This is a genomic window from Mesorhizobium sp. B3-1-8, assembly GCF_006439495.1.
In the GTDB taxonomy this organism is placed as follows: Bacteria; Pseudomonadota; Alphaproteobacteria; order Rhizobiales; family Rhizobiaceae; genus Mesorhizobium.
In genome coordinates this window covers 318,654-340,768 of record NZ_VFTK01000001.1, presented here as the reverse complement: position 1 = coordinate 340,768, position 22,115 = coordinate 318,654, and the positions used below count along the sequence as shown (strand labels likewise).

The 22,115-nt window shown below is 63.7% G+C and carries 19 protein-coding genes; 4 read left to right on the top strand and 15 right to left on the bottom strand.

All coding sequences use genetic code 11. The features are described from left to right. Window positions 1-16 precede the first annotated feature (16 nt). On the bottom strand, window positions 17-526 hold the full coding sequence (locus FJ424_RS01605) for a PqqD family protein (protein ID WP_246677109.1): 510 nt from the start codon (window positions 524-526) through the stop codon (window positions 17-19). A 536-nt stretch (window positions 527-1,062) separates the two neighbouring features. Here FJ424_RS01605 and FJ424_RS01600 point away from each other — a divergent pair. After that, complete coding sequence (locus FJ424_RS01600) at window positions 1,063-1,269, top strand: DUF680 domain-containing protein (RefSeq protein WP_140650748.1); 207 nt, start codon at window positions 1,063-1,065, stop codon at window positions 1,267-1,269. Between the two features lie 71 nt (window positions 1,270-1,340). After that, window positions 1,341-1,574 (top strand): DUF680 domain-containing protein, encoded by a 234-nt coding sequence (locus FJ424_RS01595; protein ID WP_140650746.1) that lies wholly within the window; start codon window positions 1,341-1,343, stop codon window positions 1,572-1,574. 94 nt (window positions 1,575-1,668) lie between these two features. Here FJ424_RS01595 and ugpC read toward each other — a convergent pair whose 3' ends face one another. The 5 genes from ugpC to FJ424_RS01570 form a co-directional block, all read right to left on the bottom strand. Beyond that, window positions 1,669-2,781: a sn-glycerol-3-phosphate ABC transporter ATP-binding protein UgpC gene (gene ugpC / locus FJ424_RS01590; protein WP_140650743.1), complete on the bottom strand. Its 1,113-nt coding sequence runs from the start codon at window positions 2,779-2,781 to the stop codon at window positions 1,669-1,671. 33 nt (window positions 2,782-2,814) lie between these two features. Beyond that, window positions 2,815-4,479, bottom strand: a complete 1,665-nt coding sequence (locus FJ424_RS01585) for an alpha-glucosidase (RefSeq protein ID WP_140650740.1) — start codon at window positions 4,477-4,479, stop codon at window positions 2,815-2,817. Window positions 4,480-4,483: 4 nt separating this feature from the next. Then, window positions 4,484-5,638 (bottom strand): carbohydrate ABC transporter permease, encoded by a 1,155-nt coding sequence (locus FJ424_RS01580; protein ID WP_140650738.1) that lies wholly within the window; start codon window positions 5,636-5,638, stop codon window positions 4,484-4,486. 1 nt (window position 5,639) lies between these two features. After that, window positions 5,640-6,653 carry a sugar ABC transporter permease gene (locus tag FJ424_RS01575; protein WP_140647153.1) on the bottom strand — a complete coding sequence of 338 codons (1,014 nt, stop codon included), beginning with the start codon at window positions 6,651-6,653 and terminating at the stop codon, window positions 5,640-5,642. A 166-nt stretch (window positions 6,654-6,819) separates the two neighbouring features. Then, window positions 6,820-8,175, bottom strand: coding sequence for an ABC transporter substrate-binding protein (locus tag FJ424_RS01570; RefSeq protein ID WP_140650735.1), 1,356 nt, complete (start codon window positions 8,173-8,175; stop codon window positions 6,820-6,822). Window positions 8,176-8,532: 357 nt separating this feature from the next. Here FJ424_RS01570 and FJ424_RS01565 point away from each other — a divergent pair, with 357 nt between their 5' ends. Further along, a complete protein-coding gene (locus FJ424_RS01565; RefSeq protein ID WP_140650732.1) occupies window positions 8,533-9,555 on the top strand; it encodes a substrate-binding domain-containing protein in 1,023 nt (340 codons plus the stop codon). A gap of 136 nt (window positions 9,556-9,691) precedes the next feature. After that, entirely contained in the window at window positions 9,692-11,038 is a 1,347-nt protein-coding gene (locus FJ424_RS01560) for an FAD-binding oxidoreductase (RefSeq protein ID WP_140650730.1), read from the top strand. Window positions 11,039-11,081: 43 nt separating this feature from the next. On the opposite strand, the gene FJ424_RS01555 is transcribed toward FJ424_RS01560, so the two are convergent. The 9 genes from FJ424_RS01555 to FJ424_RS01515 form a co-directional block, all read right to left on the bottom strand. After that, window positions 11,082-12,542 (bottom strand): S8 family serine peptidase, encoded by a 1,461-nt coding sequence (locus FJ424_RS01555; protein WP_140650727.1) that lies wholly within the window; start codon window positions 12,540-12,542, stop codon window positions 11,082-11,084. Next, window positions 12,532-13,200, bottom strand: coding sequence for an anti-sigma factor (locus FJ424_RS01550; RefSeq protein WP_140647147.1), 669 nt, complete (start codon window positions 13,198-13,200; stop codon window positions 12,532-12,534). The genes FJ424_RS01555 and FJ424_RS01550 overlap by 11 nt, the downstream gene beginning before the upstream one ends. Further along, window positions 13,197-13,763: a sigma-70 family RNA polymerase sigma factor gene (locus FJ424_RS01545; RefSeq protein ID WP_140650725.1), complete on the bottom strand. Its 567-nt coding sequence runs from the start codon at window positions 13,761-13,763 to the stop codon at window positions 13,197-13,199. The genes FJ424_RS01550 and FJ424_RS01545 overlap by 4 nt, the downstream gene beginning before the upstream one ends. A 394-nt stretch (window positions 13,764-14,157) precedes the next feature. Further along, a complete protein-coding gene (locus FJ424_RS01540) occupies window positions 14,158-15,009 on the bottom strand; it encodes an alkaline phosphatase family protein (protein ID WP_181181945.1) in 852 nt (283 codons plus the stop codon). Between the two features lie 69 nt (window positions 15,010-15,078). Then, window positions 15,079-16,668, bottom strand: a complete 1,590-nt coding sequence (locus tag FJ424_RS01535) for an ABC transporter substrate-binding protein (protein ID WP_140650722.1) — start codon at window positions 16,666-16,668, stop codon at window positions 15,079-15,081. 114 nt (window positions 16,669-16,782) lie between these two features. Continuing rightward, on the bottom strand, window positions 16,783-18,468 hold the full coding sequence (locus tag FJ424_RS01530; protein ID WP_140650719.1) for an ABC transporter ATP-binding protein: 1,686 nt from the start codon (window positions 18,466-18,468) through the stop codon (window positions 16,783-16,785). After that, window positions 18,468-19,289: an ABC transporter permease gene (locus tag FJ424_RS01525; protein ID WP_140647142.1), complete on the bottom strand. Its 822-nt coding sequence runs from the start codon at window positions 19,287-19,289 to the stop codon at window positions 18,468-18,470. The genes FJ424_RS01530 and FJ424_RS01525 overlap by 1 nt, the downstream gene beginning before the upstream one ends. A gap of 58 nt (window positions 19,290-19,347) precedes the next feature. Then, window positions 19,348-20,307, bottom strand: a complete 960-nt coding sequence (locus FJ424_RS01520) for an ABC transporter permease (protein WP_140647141.1) — start codon at window positions 20,305-20,307, stop codon at window positions 19,348-19,350. Between the two features lie 100 nt (window positions 20,308-20,407). After that, window positions 20,408-21,997: an ABC transporter substrate-binding protein gene (locus FJ424_RS01515; protein WP_140650717.1), complete on the bottom strand. Its 1,590-nt coding sequence runs from the start codon at window positions 21,995-21,997 to the stop codon at window positions 20,408-20,410. Window positions 21,998-22,115 lie beyond the last annotated feature (118 nt).

Sequence of the window (22,115 nt, the reverse complement as noted above, 5' to 3'; positions counted from 1 at the left end):
GCCCTTCGCCGGTCGCTCAGGAAACCTGCTTGACGGCCGGCCAGCCGAGCGGTTCCTCGACTTCGTGGATCGGATCGACGGTGATGAGGTCGGCAAGATCGTCATGGACGCTGACATTGAGCGGCTCGCACGCCGCCGCCAGCGCCGCCGGCAAATCGTCGGAAGAGGGCAGCGGCGTCGCGCCGGAAGGCGCCAGCAGCCCAAACTCGACCAACTGCCCAATGAACGACTCGAGCGCGGCGGCGTCGATCCTGGCAGCGCCCGCCGCCGATCGGATCAGCGCCTCGGTACCGACACCCGAGGCCAGCGCCTGCCATACCTTGCTGCCGGAATCGGAGAAGCCGAAATACTTGCCGTTGGAGAGGTCGAGCACGACAGCCTCGCCGTCGAAGGATTCGAAGACAATGTCCTTGCTCGCAACGGCATAGACGTCGGAAAGAGGCATGTCGTTGACCCCGCTGCAATTCCAGCCGGCGGCTGCGCCGGTCGTATCGTTGCCTGACCCCTGGACAACGCCTGTAAACACTCGGTCCTTGCTTTGCAAGGCAAGGCGTGCCGGCGCCACCGCGACCTTTCGGGGTTTAGTTCGCGGTTCGAGTCTCGATATCGAGCGTCGACTAGGGGGACAGCCGCGGCGCTTTCGGCACGAACGGCGCTTTTGGCCTTCGGTCGGAACACGGGCCCGATGCGGGCCGAATCGGCCCTTGGAACGGGGGTAGAATGGTTAATAGTATCGAAAAGTGACTATTAGGAGATTCTAAAATCGAACTGAACGGTTCGTTTCTGTTGACGGTGCGTGCAGGATGGTGTGAACGTCGGTGCTCCGATACATTTGGTGAGCCAACCGCCAAATTGGAATAAGATATTGATTTGATTCAACAAAAATAAAGTCATAGGCATGCTTATGAAAACTTCAAGATGCGGATTCATGGTCCAGACGGAAAAACTTCGTGATTGGAATCCGGCAGTCGGTTCACCCAAATCAGCGTTGTCCGAACGACGCGATTTCATTCCCAAGACACGCCGCTAGACGGACTGACTTAAGATACTGGAGTAGTAAAAATGAAAAAGATTGTTCTCACTGCCGCAGCCCTTCTGGCAATTTCTGGCAGCGCCTTCGCTGGTAGCGACCATTACAACCCGAACGAAGCCAATCAGGCGGCCGCCAAGGTCGACTCTTCCTACACGGCTTCGGTCCACCAGCCTGCGCCGGCCACTCAGCAGCCTGCCACGACGGGCGCCGACCACAACCTGTTCGGCAACAACTAACAACCGACCTTGAACCGGCGGCGGGCCAGCCCCGCCGCATCGGTCGGATCACAAGATTCAGGAGCACTGAAATGAAGAAGATCGTTCTTGCCACGGCCGCCCTGTTGGCCGTTTCCGGCGCTGCTTTTGCCGCGGAGAGCGGCCATACCGGTAACGTAGGCGCCAGCCAGACGGCTCCCGCCGTCGACACCACGCGCACGTCGTCGATCAATACCGACTCGACGGTCTACAAGCTGTTGAACTCGTCGAACGACGTTCACAAGTCGGCCCCTCAGGGCAGCGACCGTAGCCTCTTCGGCCGCTAACAACTTTAGACGATATACGAACGAAGAACGGCGGGCCTTGGCCCGCCGTTCTTCTTTTCCGCAACGGCTATGCGTCAGCCGGAGCGGCTAACCGTCAGGCAGCCTTTGCTTCCTCGCGATGCAGCGTGAAGGAATGGCCGTCGGCGTCGAAGATGTGCAGATCGCCGCCGCTGGCGTTGAGCCGCAGGGTCTCGCCGCGCTTGACCTCGACATTGCCCGGCAGCTTGGCCACCAGCGGCAGGTCGGTGCGGCCGATATCGACATAGACAAGCTGAACCTCGCCAAGCTGCTCGATATAGTCGACCTTGCCTTCGAACAGATAGTCCGTGCCGGTCGCGATCGCGAGATCCTCCGGCCGCACGCCGAAGCTGACCGCGGCGCCATTCGCCGAGGCCGGCGTCGCGATCGGCACGGTCGCCTTGCGGCCGCCGACATGGCTGACCACGGTCGGATTTCCGGCCTTCTCGATCTTTGCCGGCAATATGTTCATTGCCGGCGAGCCGATGAACTGGGCGACGAACAAATTGCCCGGACGCTTGTAGAGCTCCATCGGCGTGCCGACCTGTTCGATATAACCTTCCTTCAGCACCACGATGCGGTCCGCCAGCGTCATCGCCTCGACCTGGTCGTGCGTGACGTAGATCATGGTGGTGTTCGGCATCGATTCCTTGAGCTTGGCGATCTCGATGCGGGTGGCGACGCGAAGCGCGGCGTCGAGGTTCGACAGCGGCTCGTCGAACAGGAACACCTTCGGGTTGCGCACGATGGCGCGGCCGATGGCGACGCGCTGGCGCTGGCCGCCCGACATCGCCTTGGGCAGGCGGTCGAGATATTTGGTCAGCTGCAGGATCTCCGCCGCCTGGCGCACGCGCTTGTCGATCTCGGCCTTGCTTTCCTTGCCGATCTTCATCGAGAAGGCCATGTTGTCGTAGACCGTCATATGCGGATAGAGCGCATAGGACTGGAACACCATGGCGATGCCCCGCTTCGACGGCGGCACGTCGTTCACCACCTCGCCGTCGATCTTCAGCTCGCCCGAGGTGATCTCCTCGAGGCCGGCGATCGACCGCAGCAAGGTGGATTTGCCGCAACCCGACGGCCCGACGAAGACGATGAACTCGCCCGATTTGATGTCGAGGTCGATGCCATGGAGAATGTTGAGGTTGCCGTATGATTTCTTCACCTGGTTCAGCGTGACATCGGCCATGTTTTCTCCTCCCAATGATTTCCGTTGCAATGTTCAGTCGACACGCCCGAACCAGGCGCCATAACCGCCGAGGCGGACCGGCCCGGTGCCAGTCTGTCCCGAAAAGCCGTGCCCCGGCAAGGGCTGCAGCGAGCCACGGCCGAGATCGACCTCGGCGGGCTTGCCGCCGAGGTTGAAGGCGCAGACGATCCGCTCATTGCCCTCGCGGCGCGTGAAGGCGACGGTGTCGCCATCGCTTTCGATAAAGGCGATGTCGCCCTTGGCCAGTGCCGGATGCTGGCGCCGGAAGGCGAGGAAGCGGCGGTAATGTTCGAGCAGCGAGCTTGCGTCGCCCTGTTGCACGTTGACGGCCTGCGACAGGTGCTTGCCCGGCACCGGCAGCCACGGCTTGGCGGTCGAGAAACCGCCATTCTTGGCGGCCGCGTCCCACACCATCGGCGTGCGGCAGCCGTCGCGGCCCTTGAACTCCGGCCAGAACCGGATGCCGTAGGGATCTTGCAGGTCTTCGAACTTCAACTCCGCTTCGCCAAGGCCGAGCTCTTCGCCTTGATAGATGCACACCGAGCCGCGCAGCGACATCAGAAGCGCCGAGATCACCTTCAGATAGCCGGGCGGATCCGCCTCGTTGGCGGCCCAGCGCGAGGCGACCCGCATCACGTCATGATTGGAGAAGGCCCAGCACGACCAGCCGTCGCTGGCGACCGTGCCGAAGGCCTCCAGCACCGCGCGCACTTTCGCCGCGCTGATCTTCTCCGGCGCCAGGAAGTCGAAGGAATAGCACATATGCACCCGCTTGCCGTCGGCGGTGTAGGCGGCGACCACTTCCAGGCCGCGCTGGGAATCGCCCACCTCGCCGACGGCGGCCTGCGCCGGATATTCGTCGAGAAGCGCGCGGAAGCGCTCCAGGAAGCCGAGGTTCTCCGGTCGGCTCTTGTCGTAGAGATGGTCCTGGTAGTTGTAGGGATTGACCGCCGGCGCCGTCTGGTCGTTGCGCTGTTCCGGCGGCAGCGGCGGATTGTCCTCCAGCCCCTGGCTGTGGAAGTAGAAATTGATCGTGTCCAGCCGAAAGCCGTCGACGCCGCGCTCCAGCCAGAAGCGGGTGATATCGAGCAGCGCATCCTGGACTTGCCGGTTGTGGAAGTTGAGGTCCGGCTGCTCGGCCAGGAAATTGTGCATGTAATATTGCTGGCGGCTGGTGTCCCACTGCCAGGCCGAGCCGCCGAAGATCGACAGCCAGTTGTTGGGCGGCGTGCCGTCGGGTTTTGCGTCCGCCCACACATACCAGTCGGCTTTCGGATTGTTACGGCTGGAGCGGCTTTCCTTGAACCAGGGGTGGATGTCGGCGGTGTGCGACAGCACCTCGTCGATCATCACCTTGAGGCCCAGCCGATGGGCTTCCGTCACCAGCGCGTCGAAATCGGCGAGCGTTCCGAACATCGGGTCGACGTCGCAATAATCCGACACGTCGTAGCCGAAATCCTTCATCGGCGATTTGAAGAAGGGCGAGATCCAGATGGCATCGACGCCGAGCGAAGCGATGTAGGGCAGGCGCCGCACGATGCCCTTCAGGTCGCCGATGCCGTCGTCGTTGGAGTCCTGGTAGGAGCGCGGATAGATCTGGTAGATCACCGCGCCCCGCCACCAGTCGCGGTCGACGGCGGGGTCTGGTCTCGAAGTCGCCTTCAAAGCCGATTGCATGTCTTCAACCTCCTTTCACCGAGCCGGCAAGCAGCCCGCGGACGAAATAGCGCTGCAGCGAGAAGAACACGATCAGCGGCACGATGATGGTGATGAACGCCGATGTCGTCAGGATCTCCCAGTTGCCGCCGCGCGAGCCGAGCAGCGCGTTGAGCTTGGCCGTCAGCACGATCTGATCGGGCGCCGTGCCAAGGAAAACCATTGCCACCAGGAGATCGTTCCATACCCACAGGAACTGGAAGATGGCGAAGGAGGCAAGCACCGGGAAGGACAGCGGCAGCACGATCTTGACGAAGATCTCGAAGTCGCTGGCGCCGTCGATGCGCGCCGATTCCATGATCTCGCGCGGCAGGCCGGCAATGTAGCTCCTGAGCAGGTAGATGGCGAAGGGCAGGCCGAAGCCGGTATGCGCCAGCCAGATGCCGAGATAGGTCTTGGATGGCACGCCGAAGAAGGTGCCGACGCCGTTGTAGAGCTTGAGCAGCGGAATCAGCGACATCTGCAGCGGCACGACCAGCAGGCCGATGATGACGGCAATCAGCAGCGCGCGGCCCGGAAAGCGCATCCAGGCCAATGCATAGGCCGCGAAGGCTGCGATGAGGATCGGGATGATCGTTGCCGGGATGGTCACCGTCAGCGAGTTCATGAACGAGCGGCCGATGCCTTCGGAAAACAGCACGGCATCGTAGTTGTCCGTGGTGAATTTCGGCGGCGCGGAGGAGGCGAAATAGACGCGTTGGCCGCGGTCGCCCTCGAAGGCTTTCACCGAGGAAAGGATAAACGTGCCGTCGGCGTTCATCTGCAAGGTGGCGCCATCATTGAGCTCGGCAACCGTCCCGGCCTTGTACTGTGTCGGCGCGGACGACTTCACGCCGAAGGCGCTGATCTCACGCTTGGGCCCGTCGCCGAAGATGTTGCCCTCGATGACGTATTTGCCGTCCTTCTGGGTTTGCGCCGAGGCTGCGGGAAGCCGCCCGGCCTCGCTCTGGCTGGAACTGGCAAAGGAGTTCCACCAGCCGGCGGCGACGATCTGGTCCTTGTCGCGCAGCGACGAGACGAGAATGCCGAGCGTGGGAATGGTCCAGATCACCACGAAGACGAGCACGGCGATGTGGACGCCGAAGCGGCCGGCGAAGGATTTTCCGGTCTTGGCGGCCATCTCAGTGCCCTCCCGTCTCTTTGTTGGCCTGGCGGATGTTCCAGACCATGATCGGGATGACCGCGATCATGATGATGATGGCGATCGTGGCGCCGCGGCCGAAGTCGCCGCCGCCGCGGAACATCCAGTCGAACATCAGATTGGCGAGCACCTGGCTGTTCCATTGGCCGTTGGTCATGGTCAGCACGATGTCGAACACTTTCAGCACCAGGATGGTGATGGTGGTCCACACCACTGCGATCGTGCCCCAGATTTGCGGCACCATGATCTTCCAGAAGATCTGGAACGGGTTGGCGCCGTCGATCACGGCCGCTTCCAGCGTCTCTTCGGGAATGCCGCGCAGCGCCGACGACAGGATGACCATCGCAAAGCCGGTCTGGATCCAGACCAGGATGATCATCAGGAAGAAATTGTTCCAGAACGGCAGCGATATCCACACCTGCGGCTGGCCGCCGAAATACTGGATGATGGCGTTGAGCAGGCCGATCTGCACCTGGCCCTCGCCGCGATACTCGTAGATGAACTTCCAGATCACGCTGGCGCCGACGAAGGAGATGGCGAGAGGCAGGAAGATCAGGCTCTTGGCGATCGTGCCCCACCAGATCTTGTCGGTGAGCACGGCGATGATCAGCCCAAGGAAGGTGCAGGCCGCCGGCACCACTGCCAGCCAAAGCACATTGTTCAGGATCGAATTGCGGAAATCGTGATCGCCGAGCGCCCATTCATAATTGGCGAGGCCGACGAAATTCTCGCCGCCGCGATCGAGGAAGGAGAGCCTCAGCGTCTCGATGACCGGGTAGATCAGATAGATGGTAAGGATGATCATCGCCGGGCCGACGAACAGCCAGGGCCGCACCAGTCCCTGCCGGCGCAAATTGTCGACGGCGGCGGTGCCCGAGACGCCGCGTGACGGGAAGACGAGATCGAGCAGTTTGTTGGCGCCCCAGAAATAGGCGACACAGCCGCCGACGCCGATGATGATGACGAATATGGCCGAGAAAATCTGAGTCGCCATGGGTCCCTCTCCCTGCGCATGACCGGCCAGCCAGGGCTGGCGATCGGATGCACCGACTTTCGGTTATTCGGAACAATCGAAACGCGAAGGCTTCCGGCGTTGACCGCCGGTCGGATCCGGACCGAGGCCCGGATCCAGGTGGAGGATTAGGAGGATTTCAGGATGCTTACTTGATGGCATCCCAGCTTTTCTGGATGTCGGCGGCGACGTCCTGCGCGGACTTGCCGCCGACCAAGTCGATCATGCCGGTCCAGAACGAGCCCGCGCCGACCTTGCCGGGCATCAGGTCGGACCCGTCGAAGCGGACAGTCGTGGCGCCGACCAGGATCTCGCCCTGCTTCTTCAGCGCGTCGCTGCCATAGGCGTCCTTGTTGGCTGACTTGAAGGGGGTGACGAAGCTCTTCTGCGCCATCCACAATTCATGCGCGAGCGGCATCTCAAGGAATTTGATGAACTCGCGCGAGGCCTTGGAATCCTTGGTGATCATCACCAGCGTGCCGGCCACTTCCAGCGGCGTGCCCAGTTCCGGCTTGGAGGCGTAAGGCGGGTAGGGGAAGAAGTCCGCGTCCTGGCCGAGCTTCACGTTTTCCGGGAAGAAGGAGGGGATGAACGATGCCTGATGGTGCATGTAGCACTTGGGCGGCACGGTGAAGAGGCCCTTCGGGCTGTCGCGGAAGTCGGTCGCCGCGACCGCCTTGGCGCCGCCGTCCACCATCTTGTCGTCGGTGGCGATCTTGCCGAAGATGTCGATGGCGTTGACCACGGCCGGGTCGGTGAACGGGATCTCGTTCTTCACCCACTTGTCGTAGACTTCCGGCGGCTGGGTTCTCAGCATGATGTCCTCGACCCAGTCGGTCGCCGGCCAGCCGGTGGCGCCGCCGGAACCGAGCCCGATGCACCAGGGCTTGCCGCCGTCGGCGATGATCTTCTTTTCGAGGTCGGCGAGTTCTTCCTGGGTTTTCGGCACCTTGTAGCCGGCCTCGTCGAAATTGTCGGGCGAGTACCAGACCAGGCCCTTCACGTCGATCTTGTAGGGGAAGGCGTAGAAGCCGGGCTTGCCGTCCTTGCCATTATAGGTGCCGAGCTTGGCCCAGGAGTCGCCGGCGGCGTAATTTTCCTTGATCCAGGCGGCGACGTCGTCGCCCAGCGGGGTCAGCACGCCCTTGGAAGCAAGATCCTGTATGAGGCCGGGCTGCGGCAGGACGGCGATGTTGGGCGGGCTGCCGGCCTGGGTGTCGATGACGATCTGCTGCTCATAGTTCTCGGACGAGGAATATTTCACCTCCGCGCCGGTGGCCTCGGCGAAATAGTCGAGGACCGAACGCACAAGCGTCTCGTCCTCGCCGCGCCACGGCCCGAAGATCGTCAGCGTCTCGCCCTTGAGGTCGACCTTTTTGAGGTCGTCGTAGTTCGCCCAGTGAAACTTCGGATCCTCGCCCGGCTTGAACTTCAGTTCGGCTTGCGCCGGCAGGCTGAGGGTGAGTGCCGCAAACGCCGCACCCAAGAGAAGCATTTTCTTCATCGCAAGTCCTCCCAGTGGTCACAAACAGGACGAAACCTCCATTTCGTCCGCCGACGCGCGCGGAACTGTGACTCAGCGAAAGGGCAACCGCAACCTTTCGAAGAGACTTCCAAAGCGCTTTGGCTATTTTGATCTCGCCATTGAATTGCTCGAGAGTCAAGTGGGAGAGTTTATAAATCGATTTAAATCTCCCGGGATAGAGGGAGAAAAGTGCACTGCAGCATAGTTTTTGGGCCGCAGCAGCAATTTTTGCTTCAAACGGCGCCTAGGGCCCTCTAAGGTCATCATGCTTGGCGATCTCGCCAACAATCGTCGGATCGATTCAATTTGAAAGCGCTTTGAGGCTGGAGGCCTCCGATGAACCTCAAGCAACTCTCGCATATGCTGTCACTCTCGCAGACCACGGTGAGCCGGGCGCTGAACGGCTATCCGGAGGTCAATGAGGAAACCCGGCGCCGGGTGATGGACGCGGCCAAGCGCCATGGCTACCGGCCGAACCCCAGCGCGCGCCGGCTCGCCACCGGCAAGTCGGGGATGATCGGCTATGTGCTGCCGACGGGCGCCGCCGTCGACATCGATCCGCACTTCGTCGAATTCCTCTCCGGCCTTGGCGACTATGCCCGCGCGCACGAGCTCGACCTCGTGCTTTCGCCTGCCGATGCCGACGACGAAGAAACGACCTACCGGCGCATCGTCGCCAACCGCCAGGTCGACGCCGTCTACCTGTCCTCGCCGCGGCCGGCCGACAAGCGGCTGGCGCTGGTCAACACGCTGGGCATCCCTTTCCTCGTCCATGGCCGCAGCGAAGGCTTCGACTTCGACTATCCCTATCTCGACATCGACAATGAGGGCGCCTTCCACGAAGCGTCGAGACTGCTGATCCAACTCGGCCACAAGCGCCTGGCGCTGATCAACGGCAACGACCGCGAGACCTTCGCCATCCACCGCGAGCGCGGCGTGCGCCGGGCGCTTGCCGCAAGCGGGCTGACGCTCGGCGAGCGCCACATCCGTTCGGTGGCGATGACCGAGGAGAACGGCTATCGCGCCGCCCGCCGCCTGCTCGAGGAGGCTGAGCCGCCGACGGCGATCGTCTGCTCCAGCCTGATCATGGCGCTGGGCGTCGTGCGCGCCGTGCGCGATCTGGGTCTCATCATTCCGGGCGACCTGTCGCTGGTCGCCCATGACGACGTCTTCCCCTGGCTGCGGCCGGAGAATTTCCCGGTGCCGCTGTCGACCACGCGCTCCTCGATCCGGCTTGCCGGCGCGCGTGTCGCCGAGCGCCTGGCGGCGCGCATATCGGGGCTGGAGGAGGGCGCGCGGGGAGAGGTCTGGCCGGTCGATCTGGTGGTGCGGGGATCGGTGGCGGGGGCGCCGGTATAGGGCCTGATCCAACAGCTTCGCCGCTGCCTCCTTCCGGGCAACTGTCGTGGGACAACGGTCCGCCTTCGGCTGCTCCTGATGTTTGACGGCGACAACCAGTAAGCCAGACCGTCAACCAGTTCCTCAGAGTGCGCCATTGCCCACATTCCCGTTCACCGAAGCGGATCCAATCCAATACCCTGGTCCTCCGCCGAACACTTCAGAAGTGGTGATCGTCGGTGGCGGTATTATCGGCGTGACGACGGCCCTTTTCCTCGCGGCCCGGAACATTCCGGTGACGCTGCTGGAAAAAGGCCGCGTCGCGGCCGAGCAGTCTTCGCGAAACTGGGGGTGGATCAGAAAGCAGGGACGAGACGCGGATGAACTGCCGATTGTCATCGAGGCTTCCCGCCTGTGGCGGCAACTGGCCGAGGAATGCGGCGAAGACATCGGGTTGAACCAGACAGGCGTGACCTACCTGGCGAATGCCGACAAGGACATGGCCAAGTTCGAAGAATTCATGAGGATCGCCGCGATCCATGAGCTCGACACGCGCCTTCTGGACGCCGACGAAACCGCAAAACTCATCAGCGGCATGTCGCGCAGGTTCAAGGGCGCGATGACGACGCCCTCCGATATGCGCGCGGAACCTTGGTTGGCGGTGCCGGCGTTAGCGCGGCTTGCCGTTCGAAAAGGCGCCAGGATCGTCGAGAATTGCGCTGCGCGGACCCTCGAACTCTCGGCCGGCAGGGTCAAAGGCGTGTGGACCGAGGCGGGATATATCGGGGCCTCCACCGTGTTGGTCGCGGGCGGCGCCTGGTCATCCCTCTTCTTGCAAAGACACGGCGTGGCCATCCCCCAGCTCAGCGTCAGGGTGACCACAGCTGCCACAGAACCCATGCCTGAGGTCTATTCAGGTGCGGCGGCCGACGACCACATCGCTTTCCGGCGCAGGCAGGATGGCGGATACACGCTCGCCGCAGGCGGCAGCCACTTGCTTTACCTGGGGCCTGACGCATTCCGGCACGCCACCCAATATCTTCCCGCCCTCAGGGACAATCCGTTCGGAACGCGCTATTTCCCGTTCGCTCCATCGGGCTACCCCGATGGCTGGTCGACCCCGCGCGATTGGGCGCCGGATTCCGCAAGCCCTTTCGAAAGAATGCGCGTGCTCAACCCAGCCCCTGAGCCGGCAAAGCTTCGCTCGATCGAGCGCAATTTCAAACAGCTTTTCCCCCGGTTCGAGACGGTTCGCCTGAAGGCCGGCTGGGGCGGTATGATCGACGCCATGCCCGACGTCGTCCCCGTTGTCGATCGGGTCCAGGCAGTCGGCGGTCTTTTCGTCGCGACGGGAATGAGCGGCCACGGATTCGGCATCGGACCTGGCATCGGTCGCGTCGTCTCCGACATGATCCAGGGAAATGAAACCGGCCACGACCTCAGCCGTTTTCGGCTGTCGCGTTTCTACGATGGAAGCCCCGTCCGGCTAGGTCCGGCTCTTTGAACCGGTCGCGCGCAGTCGGCAACAGTCGGTCGACTGCCCGGATTCACTCCTTCGCCGCCTCAGCCGCTTTCGTATCGATCAGCCCATAGCCAAAATCATTGTCCCGCCCCTTGGGCCCGAGATCCTTGGCCGTTGCCGCCAGCGCCTTCTCGATCTCGTCGGCCGAACGGTCGGGCGCGGCGTGGATCAAATTGGCGATGGCGCCGGACACGATCGCGGCGGCGAAGGAGGTGCCGGTCACCACGTCGGAGCCGGCGCCGCTCGGCGCCACCATCTCGACGCCTGGCGCCGAGATGAACACATAGGCGCCGCGATTGGCCTGCGGCATCAGCCCATCCTTGGCGTCGGTGGCGGTGACGGCGATGACGCCGTCGAAGGCGGCCGGATAGCCATAGGGAGCCTTCGGCCCGTTGTTGCCGGCGGCCGCGACCAGCACGATGCCGAGCGCCCGGGCGTTACGGCAGGCGGTGCCGAGCAGGTCGTTCTTCGGCCCGACGAAGCTCATATTGATGATGCGTGCGTCCTGTTCGGCGGCCCAGTCCAGCGCCGACAGGATGACATCCATGGTCGACTTGCCGCCTTCGAAGGCGCGCGCGTGATAGATCCTGGCGCCCGGCGCCATGCCTTCCAGCGGGCCGACGCCGGCTATCAGCCCGTCGACCGAGGTGCCGTGGTCGCGCTTCTCGATCGGCACGTTGGGCATCGCGTCGTATTGCTCTGCGATGACGCCGGCGAGCGCCGGATTGGTGTCGTCAATGCCGGTGTCGATGACGGCGACGCGCACATTCTCGCCGCTCGCCTGTTTTGAATCGAGCGCGATGCGGTCGAAGGCGTAATTCACGACGCCGGCCGCCTGCTGCAGCGTGTAGATGTGGTTCGGTTCGCGGCGCTGCGTGCGCCCGTCCGCGGCAAGCTGCGCCAGCACCACGCCGACGGGCCGCCCGTCGGTGATGCCGAAGCGCACCAAAGTGGTGCCGAGCAGCCGCGATTGGCGCTGCGAGCGCACCTGCAGGCCGAAGGAATTGGCGATCTGCTGCACCACGCCGGCATCGCCATCGACGGTCACCAGCACCTCGTCGGGCACGAATTCGCCGGCAATCGCACGCGGCGGCTCCGCCAGATTGAGGCCCTGAGGCACCGCGACGGGTCCGTTCGGCGTCGGCGCTGGCGGCGGCGTGTTGCCGGAACCGTTCGACGACGATGTTCCATTGGACGGCGCGGGCGTTTGCGGAGCCGCGCCGGCGGGCGTGTTCGGGAACAGGTCGACGATCAGCGCCGGCAGGAACACCGCGCCGCCTGTGGCGCCGCCAGCTCCCGGTTTCTCGCTATTATTCGCGGTGCCGCCGTTCTTGTCGCACCCGACGCCCGCCGCTGTCGTGCGGTTCAGGCAGTCGACCTGGGTCTGCGAAAGATTCGGATCGTTGGTCTGCGCAAACGCAGGGGCGGCGGCAAAGGCCGCCGCCGCGAGGAGTGCCGCATGCAGAATGACCGCCTTAGCCGCCATCGACCGGTTTCCTTCCCTGGATCACCGTATCGGCGAAAGGCTGGGCCGCAATAAGGCTGACGAGCTTGTCGTAATCGGCCGCACTGCTCACCGGAATGGTCAGGTGAAAGACGCCGTCGGCGGTCGGCCCGCCGGCAATCTTCAACCCGTTCTGGCCGAGGAAGGCGGCGATATCGGCCATCTTGGCATCCGGCTTGAACTTGACCAGCGCGAAAGGCAGCTTGGCGAGATCGTCCTGAGCGCCGGCCACTTCGAAATCGCTGCCCTTGCCGCCCGGCTGTTCGAACGATTGCACGATGACCAGCGCAAGCAGCGCCGCGGCCGCGGCCCAGGCGATGCCGGCAGGCATTGCCGTCACCCGGCCGAAAACCTTGGCGAGCCACGATTGGCCGGCCGGCGCGCGCGCCGGGCCGGCCTCGGCGTCCAGCGCCTTGGCGAACCGGCTGAGCGCGTCGGCGGGCGGCCGGACCGCCTCGTTGGCGGCGGCGGCACCGGAGAACTCGGCCTCCGCTTCGCCAAGCGCATTCATTGCCGCCGGATCGGTGGCCAGCCATTCCTCGACGGCCTCCAGCTCGGCGCCTTCCAGCGAGCCGTTCAGGTAGAACGGCAGCAGCGTTTCCATCTCGTCGCGGCGCGACATCTTTTCTGCGGCGCTCATGGCCAACCCCTGTCGTAACCGGCGGCCTTGAGGGCTTCGCCGAGTTTCTTGCGGGCGTAGAACATCCTGGTCTTGACGGTGGCGACCGGGATGTCGAGCACCTCGCCGATCTCGGTCACCGACTGGCCATGGTAATAGGCAAGGTCGATCACCGTGCGGTGTTCTTCCGGCAAGGCATCGATGAAGCGGCGCAAGGCGGCGGCTTTGTCTTCCTTCATGGTCACGACTTCCGGCGTGTCGGCGCCGTCGGGAACTTGCGCCGCGTCGTCGTCGTCGATCCAGTTTTCCTTCTTCTTGCGCAGCATGGACAGCCCCTTGAAGCGGGCGATGCCGAGCAGCCATGTGGAAACTTCAGAGCGCCCCTCGAAGCCGGGCGCCTGTTTCCACAGCTCCAGAAAGACCTCGTTCGCGATATCGTCGGCCATCATTTCCGATCCCGTCTGGCGCGCCACGAAGCGGTAGATCCGCGCGTGGTGACGCATGAACAGGAGCCGGACGGCGGCCCGGTCGCCCTTCGCGACCCGGTCAACAAGCGCGCGATCGGTTTCCGTCGCCGCGTTCATGGCCGGTCGAGCCGCCTGGCTCCTCGAAGCTCTGTCGCTGATCGGTCCAAAAAGGTTCATCCTCCGCCAAGGAATTTTCGGAGGCTAACCGAAGAGAGGGGAGGTTGCCAGAGGGGCGCTTCTCCTACTCCTTCCCGGCGATAGGCCGAGACGCCTATTGCTTCGTCATCCTAGGGCGAAGCAAGGAGCGAAGCGACGCGGCGCAGGCCCTAGGATCCATTCCGTGACGTCAAGGCATTGATCCCGTTGCAGAACTTTCTCAGTTGCACCCCTCGCGCGAGGTCACGGAATGGATCCTCGGGTCTGCGCGTCCGCTTCGCTCCCGCTCCGCCCGTGGATGACGAAGTTGCTTGGCCTTCGCCAATCTCCAACGTTGCAACGGGAGAAGGGGGAACTAAACCAAGAACACCTTCGCCTTCATCGTCTCCGGTATCGCCACCCCAAGCCGGCTCAGCACCGTCGGCGCGAGCTGCAGCTGATCGAGCAGCGTGTCGGCTTGAGGCCCCTTGGCCGGGCCGAAATAATAGAGCGCGAAATCCTGCATCTCGTCGTCATGGCCGCCATGATGGCCGCGGTCCGTCTGGCCATGGTCGGCCGTCACGATCACTTCATAGCCGGCTGCGCGCCATTGCGGCAGGAAGGCTGCCAGCATCGCGTCCATCGCGTAGCAGGCATGGTCCATCTCGTGACAGTCATGGCCGAAGCGATGGCCCATCGAGTCCAGCGTGCAGGTGTGGAGGATGCCGTAATCGATGCCGTGGCGCTTCGCCAGCATGGTCAGCGTCGCGAACAGGTCGACGTCGCTCGGCGTCATCTGGTTCTTGAGATTGTAGCCGGTCATGGTGTGGAAACGGCCATGCGTGATCGGCCCATCGGGCTCGTCGAACTCCATGTCCTCGACCAGGTCGAACGGGTACGAGCGGAAGAATTCCGACCAGTAGGAATGGGTCACCGCGCCCGTCCTGCCGCCGGCCTTGCTGACTTCCGAGAAGATATCCGGCTGCGTGACGCGAAAGCGGTTCTCGTTGGAAAGGATGCCGTGCACCTGCGGCGTGACACCGGTGTGGATCGAGGCGTAGCAGCAGGCCGAGGTCGACGGCAGCACCGAACGCATCTTCCAGACCTGCGCTTCGCCGGACTGCGCCCAGCCCTCGAGGTTGCCCATCAGCCGGCGCCAGTTCCGGTAGGGCACGCTGTCGAGGATGATGAGCAGCAGTTTGGATTTGAGCGCCACAGCGGTTCCCATGATCATGCATCGAAAACAGAAGCGCCGCGTGTCGCGCGGACACGCGGCGCTCTTTTGGATAGCCCGATATCAGGCGTTCAGCCAGCACTCGTTGAGCGCATAGCCGTCCATCATCTCGCCATTCGGGTTCTTCACCCAGCCGCTGACCTTCTTGGTGTTGGCGGCGTCGACGAACTGGTTGAAGAACGGCACGATCAGGCCGCCTTCGTCGCGCATCAGCATTGCCATGTCGCGATAGATCGCCTTGCGCTTGGCCTGGTCCAGCTCGGCGCGGGCCGTGTAGAGCATCTTGTCGAATTCGGGCCGCTTGAAGCGCGTGTCGTTCCAGTCGGCGGTCGACAGATAGCCGGTGGAATACATCTGGCCTTGCGTCGGCCGGCCGCCCCAGTAGGAGAGCGAGAAGGGCTGCTTGTTCCACACTTCCGACCAGTAGCCGTCGCCGGGCTCGCGCTTGATCTCTATCTTGATACCGGCCTTGGCGCAGCTTTGCTGGTAGAGCTGGGCGGCGTCCACGGCTCCGGGGAAAGCGACGTCCGAAGTGCGCAGCAGGACCGAGCCGCTATGGCCCGACTTCTTGTAGGCCGCGGCCGCCTTTTCGGGATCGAACTTGCGCTGCTCGATGTCGGAGGAAAACAGCGGATAGGCCTCGTTGATCGGGAAGTCATTGCCGACCGAGCCATAGCCGCGCAGGATCTTGTCCAGCATCTCCTCGCGGTCCATCGCCAGCTTCAACGCCATCCTGAGGTCACTGTTGTCGAAGGGCGCGGTGTCGCAGAACATGTTGAACGGATAATAGCCGCGCCCGGCGACGTTCTCGATGCTGACGCCCGGCATGCGCTTCACCAGGTCGACCACCTTGGGTTCGACGCGGTTGATGAGATGCACCTGGCCGCCCTGCAGCGCGGCAAGCCGGGCCGTCGGGTCGTTGATGACGACGATCTCGATCTGGTCGGCATGGCCGGCTTTGTCGCCGCGCCAGTAATTGGCGAAGCGCTCGCCGCCATGCTTCACGCCGGGCTGGTTGACGCTGACCTTGTACGGGCCGGCGCTGATGCCGGCATTCGGGTTGTCCTTGCCGCCATTCGGCTGGATGACCAGATGGTAGTCGGCCATCAGATAGGGGAAGTCGGCATCGGCGTCGCCGAGCGTCACCACCACGTCCTTGCCATCGGCCTTGATGGTCTTGATGTTCTTCAGAACGCCGAGCGCGCCGGATTTCGACTTCTCGTCGGCGTGGCGCTCGAGCGTCGCGACAACGTCTTCCGCCGTTACCGTCTTGCCGTTGTGGAATTCGATGCCGTCGCGGATCTTCATCGTCCAGGTCTTGGCGTCGGCCGAGGCGCCGATCTCCTCGGCGATCAGGTTCTCGACGCCGCCTTCCGGGGTCAGGCGGACGAGGAATTCGCCCCACTGCTTGCAAAAATTGTAGGTCACCTGGCTGAGGTTCAGCGCCGGATCGAGGCTGTTGGTCGATTCGCCGCCCTGCAGGCCGGCCTTGATGATACCTCCCTTCACCGGCGTCGCGGCAAAAGCCTTGCCAGCCAGCGTCGTAGCCAGCGCCGCCGAGGCGCCGAGCGCCGCCGCGCGGCCGAGGAAATCGCGCCGCGAGATCCTGCCCTTGCCGGCGAGTGCGGCGAGATGGTCGAGTTCGGTCTGCATGTCCTGCCCCCTTTTGAGATTGGTTTGCTGCGGGCTCTACCCGCCCGCGGCCGATCTTTCCTGCTGCGCATTGCAGCCGCATGACAGCTTCTGGTTCGGGCTGACTTTCGTGGGCTAATTTCCGGCGCTCGCCATGCGCCGGCCCTTGATCGCCTTCTCCAGCCAGCCGATCTCCATTTCCGGCACGGAGGACAGCAGCAGGTCCGTATAGGCGTCGAAGGGCGGCGTCAGCACCTTGCTCCTGGAGCCGTAGCGCACGACCTCGCCGCGATACATCACCGCGATCGAATCGGCGATCGACTTCACCGTCGCCAGGTCATGCGTGATGAACAAATAGGCGACCTTTTCGTGCTGCTGCAGGTTCAGAAGCAGCTTCAGGATGCCGTTGGCGACCAGCGGGTCGAGCGCCGATGTCACCTCGTCGCAGATGATCAGCTTCGGCTTGGCGGCGAGCGAGCGGGCGATGCAGACGCGCTGCTTCTGGCCGCCGGACAGCTCGGCCGGGTAGCGGTCGACGAAACCCTTGCCCATCTCGATCTCGTCGAGCAGTTCGGCGACGCGCTTGTCGCGCTCGCGTCCCTTCATACCGAAATAGAACTCCAGCGGCCGGCCGATGATGGTGCCGACCGTCTGGCGCGGGTTCATCGCCACGTCGGCCATCTGGTAGATCATCTGCAATTGACGCAGATCCTCCTTCGGCCGGTCGGAAAGCCGGTTGGCCAGCGGGCGCCCATCGAAGGTCACCGTGCCTTGCTCGGGCGGCAAAAGCCCGGTGATGGCGCGCGCCAGCGTCGACTTGCCGGAGCCGCTCTCGCCGACGACGGCCAGAGTCTGGCCGGGATAGATGTCGACCGAGACGTTCTTCAGGACCTTCACATGGCCGCCGCCATAGGCGGCGGTGACATTCTTCACCGACAGGAACGGCGTTGCGCCGGGCTGCTGTTCCTGGTGCTCGATCTCATGCACCGAAACCAGCGCGTTGGTATATTCCTGGCGCGGTTCCTTGATGATCTGCTGCGTGCCGCCCCACTCCACCAGCCGGCCGTGGCGCAGCACCATGATCTCGTCCGAGACCTGGGCGACGACAGCAAGGTCGTGGGTGATGTAGAGCGCGGCCACATGGGTATCGCGGATGGCGTCCTTGATCGCCGCCAGCACGTCGATCTGGGTCGTCACGTCGAGCGCCGTGGTCGGCTCGTCGAAGACGATGAGGTCGGGCTCCGAGCAGAGCGCCATCGCCGTCATCACGCGCTGCAATTGGCCGCCGGAGACCTGGTGCGGGTAGCGCTCGCCGATCGTCTCGGGGTTGGGCAGGCTAAGCTTCTTGAACAGCGCAATGGCCCGCTTCTCGGCCTCGGCGCGGTTCGCGGTACCATGCAGCAGGGTCGCCTCGACCACCTGGTCGATCAGCTTGTGCGCCGGGTTGAACGCCGCCGCCGCCGACTGCGCGACATAGCACACCTCGCGTCCGCGCAGCGCCCGCACGCCTCTTGGTCCGACCTTCATGATGTCGCGGCCGTTGAGGATCACCTCGCCGCCGGTGATGCGCACGCCGCCGCGGCCATAGGCCATGGACGATAGGCCGATGGTCGATTTGCCGGCGCCGGATTCGCCGATCAGGCCGAGCACCTTGCCCTTTTCCAGCGTCAGCGAGACATCGTGGACCAGCGTGATGGTCTTCGGCGTCTCGCCCGGCGGATAGACGGTCGCCTCGATGCGCAGGTTGCGGATGTCGAGGAGCTTGCCCGAGCTTGCCTGCCCGGACTTCGCCTGCCCGGACCTTGCTTGATTGCCAGCCATCAGCCACGTCCTCCCTTCAGGCTCGTCGTGCGGTTGAGCACCCAGTCGGCGACGAGGTTGACCGAGATCGCCAGCACCGCGATCGCCGCGGCCGGGATCAGCGCCGCCGGAATGCCGAACACGATGCCGTCCTTGTTTTCCTTGACCATGCCGCCCCAGTCCGAATCCGGCGGCTGCACGCCAAGCCCGAGGAAGGACAGCGCCGACAGGAAGAGCACGGCGAAGATGAAGCGCACGCCAAGCTCCGCCACCAGCGGCGACAGCGCATTGGGCAGGATCTCACGGAAGATGATCCAGGCCTTGCCTTCGCCGCGCAGCTTGGCCGCCTCGACGAAGTCCATGACGTTGATGTCGACGGCGACGGCGCGTGACAGGCGATAGACGCGGGTGGAGTCCAGAATGCCCATGACCAGGATCAGCGTCAGCGTGGTCGTCGGCAACACCGATAGCACGACGAGGCCGAAGATCAGCGTCGGGATCGACATCAATAGGTCGACGAAGCGTGACAGCAGCGTGTCGAACCAGCCGCCGAACACCGCGGCCGTGAAGCCGAGGATCGAGCCCAGGGAGAAGGACAGCGCGGTCGCCGCCACCGCGATCTCCATGGTGATGCGCGCGCCGTAGATCATGCGCGAGATAAGGTCGCGGCCGAGATTGTCGGTGCCCAGCCAATGGGCGGCCGACATCGGCTCCCAGACGTCGCCGACGATCTCGCCATTGCCGTGCGGCGCGACCCAAGGCGCGAAGATGGCGCAGAACGCAAAGAAGCCGGTCAGGATAAGCCCGACCCAGGCGGTGAACGGGATTTGTCGTAGCGCCATTCGCCTCAGTTCCCCCTTTGGTCGTCTCGCATCCGGCCCGTCATTTCGGATGCCCTCGTCATTTCGGATGCCTAAGCCGCGGATTGGCCACGATGGCGGCGATATCGGCGACGATATTGAGCGTGATGTAGACCGCGGCGAAGATCAGGCCGACCGCCTGCACCACCGGCACGTCGCGCTTGGCGACATGGTCGACCAGATACTGTCCCATGCCCGGATAGACGAAGATCACCTCCACCACCACGACGCCGACAATAAGATAGGCGAGGTTGAGCATGACGACGTTGACGACCGGCGCTATCGCGTTCGGGAAAGCATGCTTGCGGATGATGTCGAAGGCCTTCAGCCCCTTCAATTCTGCCGTCTCGATATAGGCCGACTGCATGACGTTGAGGATCGCCGCGCGCGTCATGCGCATCATATGGGCGAGCACCACCAGCGTCAGCGCGGTCGCGGGCAGCACGACGGCCTGCAACCTTTCGAGGAAGGGAGTCGAGTCATCCACCGTCGAGATGCTGGGGAAGATCTGCCATTTCACGGCGAAGAAATAGATCAGCACATAGCCGATGAAGAATTCCGGGAAGGAGGTCGAGGCCAACGCCAGCCCGGAGATCAGCTTGTCGACGAAGCCGTTGCGGTAGCGCACCGCGATCAGACCGAGGACGATCGCCAGCGGCACGGCGACGATCGCGGCGCAAGCGGCCAGGAACAGTGTGTTCTTCAGCCGGGTGCTGATCGAGGTCGCGATGTCCAGTCCGCTCGACTGCGCCGTGCCGAAGTCGCCATGCAGGATGCCCCAGAGCCAGTGCACGTAGCGCAGCCACGCCGGATCGTTCAGCCCGAGCTGTTCGCGCAGGTTCGCCAGCGCCTCCGGCGTCGCCGACTGGCCGAGGATCGCCTGGGCGACGTCGCCCGGCAGAATCTGCGTGCCGGCGAAGATAAGCACCGAAACGGCCAAAAGAAGAACCAGGCCCAGCAAGACGCGCTGAGCGACCAATCTCAGGATCGGAGACGACATCGGCTACCTGCAACGGTGAAGAAGGGACGACGCCCGCCTTTCGGGCGGGTCATGAAAACGGGGAAGGGCCGGCCTGCGCCAGCCCTTCCCTGATCCTTCATCAGGCCTGCAGCCAGCACTCGATCAGGGCATGGCCGTTGCTGAGTTCCTGCGCCGGATTGTCGACCCAGCCTTCGACGCCCTTGCCGGTCGCGTCGACGAACTGGTTGAAGAACGGCACGATCAGGCCACCTTCGTCACGCATGACCTCGCCCATGTCGCGGTAGATCTTCTTGCGCTTGGCTTCGTCGAGCTCGCCGCGCGCCGCAAGCACCATCTTGTCGAAGTCCGGGCGCTTCCAGCGGGTGTCGTTCCAGTCGGCGGTCGACAGATAGGCGGTCGAATACATCTGGTCCTGGGTCGGACGGCCGCCCCAGTAGGAGAGCGAGAAAGGCTGCTTGTTCCAGACTTCGGTCCAGTAACCGTCGCCCGGCTCGCGCTTGATCTCGATCTTGATGCCGGCCTTGGCCGCGCTCTGCTGGTAAAGCTGGGCCGCGTCGACCGCGCCCGGGAAAGCGACGTCGGAGGTGCGCAGCAGGATCGAGCCGCTATGGCCCGACTTCTTGTAAGCCGCGGCCGCCTTTTCGGGGTCGAACTTACGCTGCTCGAAATCGCCTGCGAACAGCGGGTAGGCCTTGTTGACCGGCATGTCGTTGCCAACCTCGCCGTAGCCGCGCAGGATTTTGGTCAGCATCTCCTCGCGGTCCATGGCGAGCTTCAGCGCCATCCTGAGATCGTTGTTGTCGAAGGGCGCAGTGTCGCAGAACATGTTGAAGGGATAGAAGCCGCGGCCCGAGGCGGCGCGGATGGTGACGCCGGGCAGCCGCTTGACCAGGTCGACGATCTTCGGCTCGACGCGGTTGATCATGTTGACCTGGCCGCCCTGGAGCGCGGCCATGCGCGCCGTCGGATCGTTGACGACGACGATCTCGACCTGATCGGCATGGCCGTATTTGTCGGGCTGCCAGTAGTGGTCGAAACGCGCGGCGGTGTGCTTCACGCCGGGCTGGTTGCCGGTGATCTTGTACGGCCCGGTGCCGATGCCGGCGTCCGGCTTGTCCATGCCGCCATTCGGCTGGATGATCAGGTGATAGTCCGCCATCAGGTAAGGCATGTCGGCATTCGGGTCCTTCAGCGTGACCACGACATTGCCGCCATCGACCTTGATGGTGTCGATGCTCTTCAGGACGCCGAGCGCGCCGGATTTTGACTTCTCGTCGCTGTGGCGCTTCAGCGTCGCCACGACGTCGTCCGGCGTTACTTCCTTGCCGTTGTGGAACTGGACGCCCTTGCGGATCTTCATCGTCCAGGTCTTGGCGTCGTCCGAAGAGCCGATTTCTTCGGCGATGAGGTATTCGACGCCGCCGCCCGGCGCGAGCTCGACCAGCGTTTCGCCCCAGCATTTGCCGAAGGCGAACGGAACCTGGCTAAGGAAAGTCGCCGGATCGAGACTGTTGGTGGATTCACCGCCCTGCAGGCCGGCCTTCAACGTGCCGCCTTTGACCGGGCCCGCCGCACGAACGGCCTTGGAGAGCAGCGAGTTGGCAACGGTGGCGGCGATGCCGAGCGCCGCGGCGCGGCCAAGAAAATCGCGACGGCTAAGTTTTCCGGCCGCGACTCGCCGGCTGAGATAGTCGAGTTCGTTGGACATTACGGTTCCTCACTCTGGATATCCGACCTTAGGGTCGTTTCTTGCTATTGGAGGAGATAATGACCGTAAGGGAAAGCGGCAGGCAAGACCGAATGCGACATACCGTGGCGTAAATCGC